General features: G+C 41.8%; 12 protein-coding genes. 3 read left to right on the forward strand and 9 right to left on the reverse strand.

The genetic code is table 11. The features are described 5' to 3' along the window. Nucleotides 1-5: 5 nt before the first annotated feature. The 3 genes from lptE to ACOYVE_RS06270 all read right to left on the reverse strand — a co-directional run bounded on the left by lptE (nucleotide 6) and on the right by ACOYVE_RS06270 (nucleotide 2,454). Nucleotides 6-521: an LPS assembly lipoprotein LptE gene (gene lptE / locus ACOYVE_RS06260; RefSeq protein ID WP_422881284.1), complete on the reverse strand. Its 516-nt coding sequence runs from the start codon at nucleotides 519-521 to the stop codon at nucleotides 6-8. Next, on the reverse strand, nucleotides 508-1,617 hold the full coding sequence (locus tag ACOYVE_RS06265; protein WP_014856280.1) for a sigma-54 interaction domain-containing protein: 1,110 nt from the start codon (nucleotides 1,615-1,617) through the stop codon (nucleotides 508-510). Before ACOYVE_RS06265 ends, lptE begins: the two co-directional genes overlap by 14 nt. A 63-nt stretch (nucleotides 1,618-1,680) precedes the next feature. Next, on the reverse strand, nucleotides 1,681-2,454 hold the full coding sequence (locus ACOYVE_RS06270) for an MBL fold metallo-hydrolase (protein ID WP_422881285.1): 774 nt from the start codon (nucleotides 2,452-2,454) through the stop codon (nucleotides 1,681-1,683). An 89-nt stretch (nucleotides 2,455-2,543) separates the two neighbouring features. On the opposite strand from ACOYVE_RS06270, the gene rimO reads away from it, so the two are divergent. Then, the gene (gene rimO / locus ACOYVE_RS06275; RefSeq protein ID WP_422881287.1) at nucleotides 2,544-3,833 is read left to right on the forward strand and encodes a 30S ribosomal protein S12 methylthiotransferase RimO; all 1,290 of its coding nucleotides are present in this window, start codon (nucleotides 2,544-2,546) and stop codon (nucleotides 3,831-3,833) included. 17 nt (nucleotides 3,834-3,850) lie between these two features. After that, complete coding sequence (locus ACOYVE_RS06280; protein ID WP_014856277.1) at nucleotides 3,851-5,131, forward strand: GWxTD domain-containing protein; 1,281 nt, start codon at nucleotides 3,851-3,853, stop codon at nucleotides 5,129-5,131. On the opposite strand, the gene ACOYVE_RS06285 is transcribed toward ACOYVE_RS06280, so the two are convergent. From ACOYVE_RS06285 to ACOYVE_RS06305, 5 genes are all read right to left on the reverse strand, one after another. Then, a complete protein-coding gene (locus tag ACOYVE_RS06285; protein ID WP_014856276.1) occupies nucleotides 5,125-5,820 on the reverse strand; it encodes a hypothetical protein in 696 nt (231 codons plus the stop codon). The genes ACOYVE_RS06280 and ACOYVE_RS06285 overlap by 7 nt on opposite strands. A gap of 14 nt (nucleotides 5,821-5,834) precedes the next feature. Then, nucleotides 5,835-7,694 (reverse strand): transglutaminase domain-containing protein, encoded by a 1,860-nt coding sequence (locus tag ACOYVE_RS06290; protein WP_422881289.1) that lies wholly within the window; start codon nucleotides 7,692-7,694, stop codon nucleotides 5,835-5,837. Nucleotides 7,695-7,785: 91 nt separating this feature from the next. Beyond that, the gene (locus ACOYVE_RS06295) at nucleotides 7,786-8,673 is read right to left on the reverse strand and encodes a hypothetical protein (protein ID WP_422881291.1); all 888 of its coding nucleotides are present in this window, start codon (nucleotides 8,671-8,673) and stop codon (nucleotides 7,786-7,788) included. An 81-nt stretch (nucleotides 8,674-8,754) separates the two neighbouring features. Further along, on the reverse strand, nucleotides 8,755-9,831 hold the full coding sequence (locus ACOYVE_RS06300) for a hypothetical protein (RefSeq protein ID WP_014856273.1): 1,077 nt from the start codon (nucleotides 9,829-9,831) through the stop codon (nucleotides 8,755-8,757). A gap of 509 nt (nucleotides 9,832-10,340) precedes the next feature. Next, nucleotides 10,341-12,764: a sigma 54-interacting transcriptional regulator gene (locus ACOYVE_RS06305; RefSeq protein ID WP_422881293.1), complete on the reverse strand. Its 2,424-nt coding sequence runs from the start codon at nucleotides 12,762-12,764 to the stop codon at nucleotides 10,341-10,343. 64 nt (nucleotides 12,765-12,828) lie between these two features. On the opposite strand from ACOYVE_RS06305, the gene ACOYVE_RS06310 reads away from it, so the two are divergent. Then, on the forward strand, nucleotides 12,829-13,620 hold the full coding sequence (locus ACOYVE_RS06310; RefSeq protein ID WP_014856271.1) for an alpha/beta fold hydrolase: 792 nt from the start codon (nucleotides 12,829-12,831) through the stop codon (nucleotides 13,618-13,620). Between the two features lie 20 nt (nucleotides 13,621-13,640). Here ACOYVE_RS06310 and ACOYVE_RS06315 read toward each other — a convergent pair whose 3' ends face one another. Then, on the reverse strand, nucleotides 13,641-14,558 hold the full coding sequence (locus ACOYVE_RS06315; RefSeq protein WP_014856270.1) for an EamA family transporter: 918 nt from the start codon (nucleotides 14,556-14,558) through the stop codon (nucleotides 13,641-13,643). Nucleotides 14,559-14,612: the final 54 nt, after the last annotated feature.

Here is a 14,612-nt window from a genome sequence, read left to right on the forward strand (position 1 = left end):
TTGATTTACCAGTTTGATACCACCGCCAGCAGAATATCGTCCGCTATAAAATCGAGGACCTGCTCGATTGCATTATTCCGGGCGGCAATCAAATCGGCTCCGTCGGTTTCGTAGTCGCTGTATTGCGAAAAATTTCTTTCGAATATTTTTTTCTTTTTGATTAAATCGCGATAGACTACTTTAACATTTATCGTAATTCTTTGCGTCATTGCGGTTTCATTTCCGCTTACGACAGATAATTCGTCCGTAAGCGACGTAATGGCCGCTTCGAGTATACAGTCGGGATTCGAACTGTTGGTAACCTGAAGCGTATTGTCGTAAGTAAATTTTTCGATTAAGAGCGTTGTAAGCCGTTCGCCTAAATTAGGTTCCGCTTTTCCGCTCCGGTCTTCGATAGTCGGAATAGAAATTGTTTGAAGATGAGGCGGCACGGATGCGCCAGTAAAAGAATACGAACAACCCCCTGCAATCAGCGCTACGGTCAGTAATATCGTATTTAATATTTTTTTATTGTATGCCATATTCTTTCAGTTTCCGATATAGAGTTCTTTCGCTTATTTTAAGCAATCTGGCAGCTTTACGCCTGTTGTTGCCGGTAAATTTAATTGCATTAATAATGGCTCTTTTTTCGAGTTCTTCCAACGGTATAACTTCGTCTGGGTCTATGGTCGTCGAGGCGGAATTGTTTTCGTGGGCGTTATTGAGCGCAATGTTTTTCAATTCGATTAAGTCTTTCTTTATTTCGATCAAAGCTCTGTAAATCATCTCCCTGTCGAGCGCTTCGGGAGAACGATTCAAATGAACCGGCAAATTTCTCGGCGTCAAATCTTCCACGGCTTCGGGAACGAGCAACGGCTTTAATAATTCTTCGTCTATAATACCGTCGCGGCATAATGCAGCCGCGGTTTCGATTACGTTTTTCAGTTCGCGTATGTTTCCCGGCCAGTTATAATTTACAAGTAATTCTTCCGCGCCTTTGGTAACCAAAGGAATTTTAATTTGATTATTCTCGGCAAATTTTTTCAGGAAATGATTTGCCAGGTCGAGAATATCCTCCTTCCTTTTTCTCAATGGCGGAATAAAAAGCGTTACGGCTTTGAGTCTGAAATAAAGATCGTTTCTGAATTTCTTGGCGTCGACTTCTTTTTGCAAATCTTTATTGGTTGCGGCAATAATTCTTACGTCGACTTTAGTGACGGTTTCGCTGCCTATCGGCATAAATTCCTTCGTTTCGAGAACGCGTAACAATTTAACCTGCGTTGTGAGAGCCATCTCGGCAATTTCGTCGAGAAATAGAGTGCCTCCGTCGGCAATTTCGAAATATCCCTTACGGTCGTCGGTTGCGCCCGTAAAAGACCCCTTTTTGTGGCCGAAGAGTTCGCTTTCCAGAAGAGTTTCGGGAATGGCGCCGCAGTTGACGCTAACGAGCGGTTTGTCCGAACGCTTGCTAAATCCGTGTATAGCCCTTGCAAAGACTTCTTTTCCCACTCCGCTCTCGCCAGTTATCAAAACCGTAATATCGCTCTGGGCTACCTGCATTGTAATGTCGATCAGGTCGCGGATTTCTTTCGACTTACCTATTATGCCGTATTTCTTCTGAAATTCTTCTATTTGCATTTTTCAACTATTTTTGAGTCTGATAATATAATAAAAGCTCCGTTTTCTTGTGATTCTTTTTTTTTATCCCAGATTCTCGATTAATCCGTCCTGACAAATAATAATTTTTTCCCTCATGGAGTCGTCCAGACTGTCGTACCATACGGCCAATTTACCCAATTTATCGTCTTCTATGTGAGTAACGAACATTTTCCGCGGTTTAATGCCGTTAAATGCGCGATACAAATCTTCCGGTTCTATATGGGCGGCTTCGGTTATAAAAATATCCGGTTCTATATTGTCAAAAAGGAAAAGGTCGTCGGGAGCGCCGACATCCGAAGTATATACTATCGACTTTTTACCGATAGTTATCAGTAAACTCGAAGAAACAAACATCGATTCGGGATAGAATTCAATATCGCCTTTGGGATAAACATGAGAATTCTGTCTGGCAATAAAGCTGAATTCATCAGCCACATTTACTTTTTCCGCAAGGCGATAACCGATAATCTTTAAATTGAATCCCAGAGTTTCGGGGAACATATAGACATAATAAAGCAGGTTAATGAGCGGCTCGACGAGGTTCTTGTGAGTAAAGAGGGTCAGTTCCGACTTGCGTCCCGTAATTTTCATTTGAGTAATCAATGCTCCGATGCCCGTAAAATGATCCGCATGATAATGGGTAAAAAGGATCCCGTTAATCGAATTAAAATCGATGGAAGAATTCAGCAATGCTTTAGCCGCTCCGTCGCCGGCGTCAATCAGAAGATTGAAACCCGGGGTTTCTAAATATAACGAAGTGTGGAACCGTTCTTTGCTCGTTTTTCCGGAACCGGTGCCCGGAAATATTAGCTTCATAATTTCACCGACTAATTGTTTTTCTTAATTTCTAATTGCACTAACAAATCGCTATTTTTGTTATGCTTAAACAAAAAGAAAGACCGGAAATGTCAAAGAAAGAAAAAATATCCGTTATAACATTAGGATGTTCGAAAAATACAGTGGATTCTGAACGCCTCATGAACCAGCTCAAAATAAACGATTTTGAACTGACCGACAACCCTGATAATGCGGATTCAGTCATTATAAACACATGCGGTTTTATCGAAGCCGCAAAAGAAGAATCGATAAATACAATTTTATCCGCCATTGAACTTAAGAAAAAAGGCAGATTAAAAAAAGTGGTTGTTTCAGGATGCCTTTCCGAAAGATATATGGACGATTTGAGAAAAGAGATTCCGGAAGTCGACGCTTATTTCGGAACAGAAGCCTACGAAGAAGTTGTAAAGGAATTCGGCGGAAACCTGAAATACGAACTGCTCGGCGAACGACTGCTCACGACGCCCAAACATTTTGCATACCTTAAAATATCCGAAGGCTGCGACAATCCCTGCTCGTTTTGCGCCATTCCGTTGATGCGAGGCAAACACAAAACCAAACCGATGGAAGATTTGATTGCCGAAGCCGAAAAACTGAGCAGCCAAGGCGTCAAAGAATTGATTTTAATCGGGCAGGATACTACCGACTACGGCATCGACCTCTACGGCAGGAGAAATATAGCCGAACTGATAAACAAGCTTTCGGAAATAAAATCGATAGAGTGGATTCGACTTATGTATGCTTACCCGTCACATTTTCCGGAGAGCTTAATCGAAACAATAGCTTCGAATCCGAAAGTCTGCAAATATATCGACATTCCTCTGCAGCATATCTCCGATAATGTGCTCAAATCGATGAGACGCGGAATTACAAAACGACGCACGTTGGAACTGCTGAACAAACTGCGAGAATCGATTCCGGGATTAACACTGAGGACAACTTTTATAACCGGGTATCCTGCCGAGACCGACGCCGATTTCGAAGAGTTGGTCAATTTTGTTAAAGATTTCGAATTCGAAAGGTTCGGCGTTTTCACATACTCGATAGAAGAAAACACACCCAGCTATCTGCTCGGCGATCCGCATTCCGAAGAAGTAAAAGAAAAAAGAAAGAACCTTCTGATGGAAATTCAAAGAGACATTTCCCACCGCCAAAACGAGAAACTGATCGGGAAGAATCTGAAGGTATTAATCGACGCCTACGAAAACGGCGTTTATATCGGAAGGACTGAAAGAGACGCGCCCGAAGTCGATTGCGAAGTTTTTGTAGAGACCAACGGGCAACTCGAGATAGGCAATTTTTATGATGCCGTAATTTATGATTGCAACGAGTATGATTTATTTGCTAAATTAGCTTAAAATTATCTGGATGTAAGATGAAACGCTTCGTGTTTTTATTTATTTGTTTGGCGTATGCAATCTCGGCTCAGGTGGAATCTTCGGAAGACGTCAACATCAGCAAATTCGAGCCCGTTTTCTATACCGATTTCGTGCAATACAAAACAGCCGACGACACAACTAAAATCCGCCTCGACGTTTTTTTTCAGGTGCCTTATGCAAATATTCAATTCGTTAAAAGAGGCGACGCTTTTTACGCAGAATATAATTTATCCGTAGTTTTTTACGAAGCCAAAACCGACAAAGTAATCTTCGAACGAATCTGGAAAGAAAGAATTTCCACAACCGACTTTGACGAGACAATTTCAAGAAAAAACTTCAACATGTCATATAAGTCTTTTCCTCTGGAGGCGGGGAATTATAAAATCAAATGCATACTTGAAGATACCGACTCAAGAAAAACACATTCATACACCTACAACGTATCGGTAAAAAAATTCAATAGCGATCTGGCCGTAAGCGGAATATTGCTCGTTAAGGATATAATGAAGAATGAAAAGGGCGACGTCATTGTGCCGAATGTCTCCAGAATAGTAACCAACAAAGACACAACGCTTCGATTTTATTACGAAATCTATTCTTCCGATGCCGCCGACGCGGAAATAACCTATTTGCTCGAACACCTCGACAGCGAAAGCAAAATCGAAGAGAAAAGAACGATCAGCGTTAACGACGGAGCGAACATTGTTTACGATTCTTTAAGCACATTGAATTTTATTCTCGGCACCTACAAGTTAACAATGACAGTAACAGATGTAAACCGCAACATCAGCGCTAAGACCCAAAAGATCGTCTTGTCGAAGATTACGGGATTGCCGAACTCGATAACGGACATCGACAAGGCAATCGAACAGATGATCTATATTGCGTCGCCCGCCGACCTGGCGTATATCAAAGAGGGTAAGACTTACGAAGAACGACTGACGAGATTCCTCGCATTCTGGGACAAGAAGAAGCCGAATCCCAAAATGACGGTAAATCCCATTATGAATGAATACTACAGAAGAGTCGAATACGCCAACAAAAATTTCAAGGCATTCGGCAACGAAGGCTGGCGCACGGATATGGGCATGATTTACATTACTTTCGGGCCTCCCAGTTACGTCGAGCGTCATCCGTTCGACCCGAATTCCAAACCGTATGAAATTTGGGATTATTACGAACTGAACCGCTCGTTCGTATTCGTAGACCAAACCGGATTCGGCGATTACAGACTTCTAAATCCCGACTACAGCCGCTGGCCTGGTTATCGTTACTGAGAAACGTCCGCCATCTTCTCTTTTAACAGCCGGCTGATTTTTTCGAGTCGATTCAAATTGGCGGAATCAATTTTATATTTTGCAATATCGTTTATTTCTTCTGCCGCCTCGTTAAGCAAATTCATATCGACCATTATTTCCACAAAAAAGAGACGGTCAGATATTCGCTCCCTCGTTGCGGGATATTTTCTGTAGGTTTCTTTAGCCAGTAAAATCGCGGACTCTTTATAACCGTTTTTAACCAGTTGTTTCGCTCCGTTTAGTTTTTTTATACCGAGGAAAACCGAATCGTCTGTGTGCGTTTCTAATTTACGGTTATCGATCTTTTCACCGTAGACGGCGGTATTGCGCGTTTTACCGTCGGATTTTCCGGGCCGTATATTTTTTATTTCATCCGCCGCCAAAGCCAGCAAAAGCTCGTTGAGCGTCATTTTCTTAATATTATTTATTCCGAGGGCGGAATTATCTTCCAGTACAAATCCGGAAGCGCCGCTTTTCAAATAGACGGACGAGTTTTCTCCGGTAGCGATTAAATCCGTCCCTTTCAGTTCCATTCCCGGTTTTACCGGCTTCCAGGCTTCTTCGGAAGCTCCGAGTACTCTTACGTCTCCTCTAACTTTTTCCACTTCAAAAACCTGAGCCATTAGAGGCAGCGTAAGAATCGCCATTATAATAATTAATCTCTTCACTTTAATTTTCCTCCTTAATAAATATCGATAATAACGACGCTGCCTTTAGAGAGTCCCAAATTTTCAATAGCCTCGGCGTTAAATTTATCGGCGCCGGCAGACCAGGCGTCGTCGAATCCGGTTAATACAGTTGTTTCAATTGGGAGCCAAATCTGATCGACTCCTTCCTCATTTTTTCGCACAACAATTTTATTATCGTTATTTGTTATTTTGAATAATTCCGTAGGCGACAATTCCGTGTTCGCCAATAAGTTGACATGGCTGACTCCGTCGGGATTTTTGTAATCGACAAAAGCCGTTTGAATTCCGATGCTCTCCAGCATCGAAGAAAAGCAGACGCTCAAATCGTCGCAGTCGCCGCCTTTGAGTTCGATAGTTTCGTGAGGGAATTGGACGCGTTCCGTGCTTGCTCTGGGGTCCGATACATATTCCAGATTGCGCGAATATTCGTCGTATAGAATTTTAATTTTCCGGAAAACGCCGTCGGTCATTTCGCGGGGATATTTATTCAGAATTTCTCTCGAATACTTATTCGAAAAGTCGAAATCTTTTCTGACGAAATAAATCAGATTGAATACATTGCCGTCCCAGCTGTTTTTATCGTGCACCAGAACGGGTTTGCGTATATAATCGTCCGGTTCCGATTTATCCGTATAAAGATAAAAATCGGCTTGTTCGATTTTTCTTTTGGCGGCCTCGGCGTTCGACACAATAGTATAGAATCCGATATCGACCGTATCGCCCGGCAATATTTTAACCGAAGGCGAATATATCGGTTCGTTGTTGATGTTTTTTATGTAACTCGCCGGTCGTACCTCGATTATTTCATTCGACAAGTTAACAGCCTTTCCGGTTGCAAACGGTTTGTTCAGATAGACTTCAGAAAGAGTAGGATAAATATCCGAGTCAATGGAGACGTCGATGAATTTAACAAGTTGTTTGCTTTTGAAACTCAACGCCAGATTAAAATTCACGAAAGCTCTATCGGCGCTATAAGGATTATTAAACAAGCTGTAGATACCTTCGTTTATAAGCGACTCGGTAGTCTTTGAAATGTTATTCGAAAAATATTTAACACCGCCCGCTGAAATAGTATATCCCTCTTTTGTAAAAGCAACCGACGGCATAACTGCAGTAATAAAAGGATTTCTGAACTTGTCGTGCATAAAAAGAACTCCGGATGTAATTTTTCCGCCCGCAAAATCGAATGAATAATTTAAACCGGCATAGAAAGCTTTATAATTATCGAATCCGTATTCGTATCCTAACTTTGTCATAAAACCCGATGCGCTACTCAATTGCAACGAGGCATGAATTCCCTTTTCTGTTTTTAAGGAATAGAGACGGCTTATTTCCCCCGCATTGCTTTCCCTGCTAATAAATAAATTTATTGTGGAAAGCGAGAATGAAATTATGTCATTAAAAATAACATCTGCGCCGATATCTCCGCGCCAGTAATTATTGGTCGATTCATCTTCTTTAATCGAAATATAATTTACGCTGTCGGTATAATAGAGAACCGGCGATTCCTTCCTGAAAGTTTGCTCAAAATACCTTAAAGAAAAACCCAAATTAACGCTCGAAGAAATTTTATAAGAATACCCCAGGCCGAATTTTTCCGAGTAATTTAATTCGGTTTTCAAGTTGGCAATAGTGTCGGGCAGTTGAATCGTCGCGCTGCTTTTTATAATAAAGTTTTGAGCAAGACCGGGAGTGTAACGGAAATAGAAATTATGTTCGCCTATAGTTTTTGAGAAAGAGAGAGAATGGAGATTCGAATTCAAACGGTTGTCATTGCGGAAAGAAAAAGACGCCGTCAGTTCGAAATCCTCGGTATTGGAAAAATTCGATATGTTGCTTTCTAATCCGTTCATACGAAATCTACCCGCGCTATTCAAATAACCGTAATTATCGACGCTTTGTTGAGCGTATAAAATTTTCTGCCCCGAAGACAGAAATAACGCTTCAAGGCAGATCGATACGAATATTATGAATACTTTCCGAAACGATATAGGAGTCATCAATAAATTTATCTATGTTTTCGATTTTCCTGATATAACTGATTACCAGCGAGCGGTTATGTTCTGTAATAATATTTCTAAAAACATTTAATGGCACTCTCATATTGCCGTTGTCATTTCCTCTTACTCTCATTAGCGGATTAATTTCACCGTTTGAATTAATTGCGGCAAAAACTATTTCAACGCGTCCGCGCCCTTCGGGATTCCATTCGAGTTCAAAGTACGCATCCCTGTCTTCTCTGTTGCCGATTAGTCTGACTCTGCCCGTAATTTCGGAAGGCGTGGGTATATCGAACTCGATATTCTGTTGATGATGTCCGTTCATTGCTTTGAAACTCACTTTACTCGAATACGGGAACCGATTCATCCTTCCCATCATGTTCATCATATGCTGAGAGGCAAAATATTTAACGCCGAGCAAAGTGTCTATATAAACCGAACCCACTCTGTATTTGATTTTATGCTCTATTTTCCGCGCCTGAAAATTGTTGAAAAATACGGCGTTCATCTGTCTGGTTTTATATCCCAGCATATGGCCGTTGCCCGCCTGAACAGGACTCGATTTATCGTTAAAAATGGCATAATAATATCCTTCCGTTTGAACCGTTCTGAAATTCGTATTGCGTACGCCCACCACGCTTACGACAACGCTTTTGTCGATGTTCCGGTCGACAATGCCCGTGCTGTCGTAATCCAAATTAGCCGATTCGGCAGGTACTGCCTCGAACTCGATTTCCGAACTATTGTCGACTTCCGTCAGCTCGGTCGGCAAAGGTTCGCCGCAGCCGTATACAAAAACAATAATCAAAAGTATTATTGTAAACTTTTTCATTTCTCTCGACCTGCCTTTAATTGTACGAGGAGGCAACCGCCTCCTCATAAAATATAATTATTTAACTAAAAGATAAAACAATTATTGAATAAGATACGGAATTCCCCACGTCTTTTCTTCGACCGGTGTATCGGTATCTTTAATTACTCCCTGAGGAAGCATATTGACTACGGCATGCATAAACCCGGGCATTGCATTTGTAACGATTGTCTTTTCGTAAGTGCGTATGTAGTACGCGCCGTCAAATTGAGTATCAATTAATTCAAATCGTTCTTTGACCCTGTTGCCTTTATTGATTACAGAAGCGCCGTGAGTAACCGTAAGGAAATCGGGCTCTTCATAAATACTTTTTACTTCCACGGTAATTGTAACCGGTTCTCTTTTTCTGATATAAGGAATCATACCGTGCATACCTCTGCTGCCGTATGCATTTCCGTTGCCGTATTGCCGGTTGCCGTGATTTTGATTGCCGGACATTCCCATTCCTCCGTACTGACCGTTACCGGGATTTCCGCCGGTCATTGTCTGCTCGCCAGTCATAAGTCTTCTTCCCAGATCGAAGAAGAAATCATTCGGAGAAGTAATCGTAACCGAATTGCCTTCGAGCGTCGTTAATGTGATTTTAGTAATTTCAATATTATCGGTGGACGTTCCGGCTTCGGGCAACGACATTCCGATTACTTTCCAGTCAACCAGATTATCGCCCGTGCTGTCGACGCGTTCATATTTGATTTTGCGCGTCATAACCGTCGTAAACGGTTTCTTTACAAGAGTGTCGGGTACGTTAGAGCCGTCGTCTAAAGCGCCGAGTATTAACAATTCCCCTTCGAATCTTTTGGTTAGAGTGCCCAGAGCAGTGTCGGGACCGTATTCAATCTGCAGATCGCGCTCTACAAGGTGGATTACCTGCCCCACTCTCAAGGGATAGATGGTTTTTGCAAGGTCTTTCCCCAAAATATTCATTGCGTCTTCTTCATTAAAATTGGGTTCGAAAGAGTTGACCGCTTCGTCTTCATAAGTTATTTTTTCAAGCGCGGCTTTAACCGAAAGTCCCGATTCGGGTTCGGTAATTAAACTGTTGTCGTTACATCCCGCAAACAATAATGCAAAGAATAATATTGCCGCCGGGATTGCCAAATAAGACCTTCTTACTTTCATTTTGTACCTCCGATTTTTGTGATTATGAACAATTCCGCCATAGAAAGAACATATAACGTGCCAAATTGATTTCCCTAGAAAACGGCTTAATTTCGCACTTTTTGTAAATTAAAATTGCCTGGAAAACCGGCTGAAAATGCCTGGAAGAAAGAATTCAGTCAGTTAAGGGCGGCGGGAAAGAACGGTTTGTTGAGCGGTTGACTTTATTTTTAATGTAAGGCATTATGTTACTGTCACCGGCGACGTGGGTGTCCTCGGTGTCTTCGGTGTCTTCGATACGCTCCTTCGGGGCTACTCAGACACCGTATAAATTTTTATCCAGGGTCGCTGAGTAGTCCGAAGGACGTATCGAAGCGACATGCTTTATTTTCTGTGAATTTAAACTAAACTCTGCAATGTTTCCGGTCACTACCCCCAAGAGCTGCTCAGACATCGTTTTAAGAAAAATAACCTCGCGGTCGCTGAGTAGTCCGAAGAACGTATCGAAGCGACCGGGGCTAGTCCGCAACTCAGCTATTTTTTGTTCGGGAAATCAAAAATCTGATAACCGCGTCGAGATAGTCGTGATAGCGAACCGGCAGGTTTTTATATTTTGATGTGAAAGCTCTTTTGACTTCTTCAAAATCGACGGTCTTAATTTTCTTCAAATCGTTTTCAATATTTTCAAGATACTTTGCGGCTTTCGACTTTAATCTGTTCAAAACCTCTTCCTCGTCCGTCCCTGCAATTGACCTGACGGCAGCGTCGAAGTCATAATCGTTCTGAACATAATTCTTAAAAAAGAGTCCCCGTAAAATTTCGCCCACAACCGTACGGCTTACGTTCCCGATCTCCCTTGCAGTTTCCACTACGGAAGAGTGCGAAAACTTTTTTGCGCGCAGAGAATCGAGAATAAAATCCTCAAGGTCGGCTTTCCGATAATGCCTGTAGTCGTCCGGCAAATCCGACAATAGAATTACATCTCGTCCTTCGGCTTTTGCAAAAACAGCCGCTCTTTTTACAATAGATTCGAGTTCTCTAACGTTTCCCTTCCATTCGTTCTTCGCCAAACTGTCTAATACCGCTTTCGAAAATTTCAGATTGTCGGCTTCGCATTCCAGAAAATATTCCGCCAGTATCGGTATGTCTTCTTTCCTTTCCCGCAAAGGAGGAATTTCTATGTTGAACACATTAAGCCTGTAATACAAATCTTCCCTGAATTTGCCTTCTTTTATTAATTGAGTCAGGTTTTTATTTGTAGCAGCGATTATACGCACGTTTATTTTCTGCATTTGCGTTGAGCCGACTTTTTGTAATTCGCCGAACTGGATGACTCTCAGAAGTTTAGCCTGGAACGAATCGCTTGTTTCGGCGATCTCGTCGAGAAATATAGTGCCTCCGTCGGCAGCTTCGAACAAGCCTTTTTTGTCGGACACCGCATTGGTAAAGGCTCCTTTGACATAGCCGAAAAGTTCGCTTTCGAGCAAACTCTCGGTCAAAGCCGCGCAGTTAACAGCGATAAATTCCTTTTCTCTTCGATTGCTTAAATTATGAATTGCTCTTGCCACCAGTTCTTTGCCGCTGCCGCTTTCTCCGACCACTAGAACAGTTGCGTCCGTAGGCGCAACTTTTTCAATTGTTTTTATAATCTTATCCATCTCGTCGCTTTTATAAACAATATTTTCGAATTGGTGTCTGCCGCCGTGCTTTTCCGCCGGTTCGGAATCCTGCTCGAGTTCTTTTAGTTGTTTTATCTCGCTTTTCAATTTTTCTATTTGATTGAGCAACTCTCCTTTTGCCTGCTCGGAATGCTTCGAAATGCTTTCGAGCAAAGCTTCTTTACTTTCGAGAGTTCTTTTCAACAATTCGCTTTCGCTCATAGCCAGCAATGCCTGCCGTTTATTTACGGACAGCCTGATATATAACTCGAAAGCAAAGATTAAAACGGCAGGAAGGAGCGCCGCCGTATAATTGAATACGACATAGAAATAATTGAAAAGGACAAATGATGAAATCAGAATGAAAAACAGATAGATCACGATACGCACTTCCGGAGAGCCGAATCTCAATAGAAAGACGAACATAAGGATCGACAACACTGCTAGAACCGACAAAAGATTTGAATATTTGTAGTTCAGCGATCGGCTCGTAATTATATTATCGAGAACAAAAGCGTGAAACCCGACGCCCGGAAGTTCCTTATCGTAGAAAGTGGAAACCGTCTTGGCAATCGTTGGGTCGCTTACTCCGATTAAAACAAATTTTTTTTTGAACTCAGTCGGATTATTTTCAATTACTTCAAAAAATTCTATCAAGGAATAATTTTGAAATTTTCGCCATGAATTGTAAAAATTAACTTTCAGTAAATCGTCTCCTTCGGTAAAATTATCGCCCGCAATTTCCACCGCGAACGCTTTTTCAATTTGTCCGTTTACCGAAATATATTCCGGTACGTAGTATCCGTCCGAAACAATATAATTCAAATGCCCTGTTTTCAGAGAAGGAATATCGTATTTGGGTTGAGAATAAATAATCGTATCGGAAGCCCCAACAATCGAGGATAAAACCACATTATTCGATTTTTTTAACACTTCGTTCAACAAATCATTATAAATTTCCTGAAAAGCCAACCTCGACGAAAACATAACTTCTAAACCGATTTTTCCGGCGCCAATCTTGTTCAGTCTGTCTATCAACAAAGCATAATAACTTCTTTTGAGAGGCCAGCCTCCCAGTTGTTCGATGTCGTCCGAATTTATATGAACAATAACGATAGAATTGTCGGGTTCTTTTGCTCCGCCAATCACACGCATCAATTTTTCATACCCGGCGTTTATCGGATAGCGAATCGAGTCCAGATTCAGCGAGACAAGAAGCCCGGCAAGTATCAGCGACAGAAGAATGATTTTTCTATATCGTAACAAATTAGATAATGTCGAATAGTTTTTATCCATCAGAAATATTATTTTGGTTTCTTAATGGAAATAAATTTACGAAAAAATAAATAAAGGAAATGCTATGAAAACCAATATTAACGGTATAGCGGTTTATACTTACGGCGATCCGAAAAATAAACCGATAGTATTCGTACACGGTTTTCCTTACGACCATACAATGTGGGAAGGTCAGGTTAAAGAACTCCAAAACGAATATTATTGCGTAACCTACGACGTCAGAGGATTGGGCAAAAGCTATATAGGCGACGGACAATATACCATGGAATTCTACGTTGACGATTTGTTCATGGTGGTCAAAGAAATGAAACTTCGCAAACCGGTATTGTGCGGATTGTCGATGGGCGGATATATAGCTCTCAGAGCAATTGAAAGGAATCAGAATAAATTCAGGGCGCTAATACTTTGCGATACAAGAGCCGAAGCCGACAATAACGAAGGCAAAATCAAACGCTCGGCAAATATCGACACGATCAATACCAAGGGACTCGAAACATTTATTAATAAATTCGTTCCGACATGCTTTGCCAAAGAGGCTGTTAAAGATAAAGAAGAGTATTACTCATCCACTCTCGAAAAAGCTCACAGGAATAATCCGACGGGGGTCAAAGGAGCGATTTTGGCGATAATGAGCCGAACCGACACAACGCACGTTCTGCCCGAAATAAAAATTCCCACTCTTGTATTATGCGGTTCTTTCGACCGATTAACTCCTCACCAAACAATGCGAAAAATGGCCGAACAAATACCCGGTTCCGAATTTGCAATAATCCCCCTTTCGGGACATATGTCGCCGGTCGAAAATCCTGGCGCGGTAAACGATTTAATAAAAGGATTTCTGAAAAGAAGAATCTAGAAACAATTAAGCAGGGCGGGTTATCTGTCCGTCCTGCTTAATTTCGTTCTTGCCTCGACGCTGCCTCTTTTTACAAGATAGACGCCGGACAAGATTATTGCGGAAGACAAAAACAATTCCAGATTAATTACTTCGTCCAAAACCAGCCAGCCTAAAAATATCGCTATAACCGGATTGATATAAGCATACGTTGAAACGAAAGAAACGGGCAAATGCTCGATTGCATAGATATAAGAGCCGTATCCTATCAACGAACCTACAATCAACAGATAGAAAAACGCCGCAACGCTTTCGGGAGTAAAAGTTAAATTTTTATGTTCGCCGATAATAAGACTAACCGAAGTCATCAACGTACCGGCAATTGTCATCTGTACGGCGGCGCTCATTAAAGGGTGAACTTCCGTAGCATTATACTTTGAATAAACGGTGCCAACCGACCAGCTCGTTACGGCAACGAAAAGTCCGGCAACGCCTTTAATATAATGCGGATCGAATATGCTAATGATATTGCTGCCGAAGATAAGCGTTACGCCCGACATGCCGGCAAGCAAACCGATAATAATTTTCATATTCAAATTGGAACCTCTGACATAAAACGATTCTATTCCCACTATCCAAAAAGGAACAGTGGTAATCAGAAGCGCAGCTAAGCCGCTCGGTATCCATTGTTCCGAAAAGACAACAAATCCGTTTCCGAATCCCAACAGCAGAATACCTACAACCGCAGAACGCTTAATGTCCTGCCAGCCGGGTAGGCGGCAGCCCTTTTTAATAAGGAATAGGAATAAAATGGGTCCTGCAAGAAACCACCGGAATCCCGCAAAAAGCAACGGAGGCAGGTCTTCAACTCCAATTCTGATTGCCAGATATGTGGTACCCCAAATCAAGCAGATGGCGGCCCAAGCCAAATAGGCTCTGGTTTTTGTGTCGGAAATCATAGTCGATTATATTATTAAATTTCAAAAATAATATTTTATTGCGGCAAATCTCAG

The organism is Melioribacter sp. (assembly GCF_049325435.1).
In the GTDB taxonomy this organism is placed as follows: domain Bacteria; phylum Bacteroidota; class Ignavibacteria; order Ignavibacteriales; family Melioribacteraceae; genus Melioribacter; species Melioribacter roseus.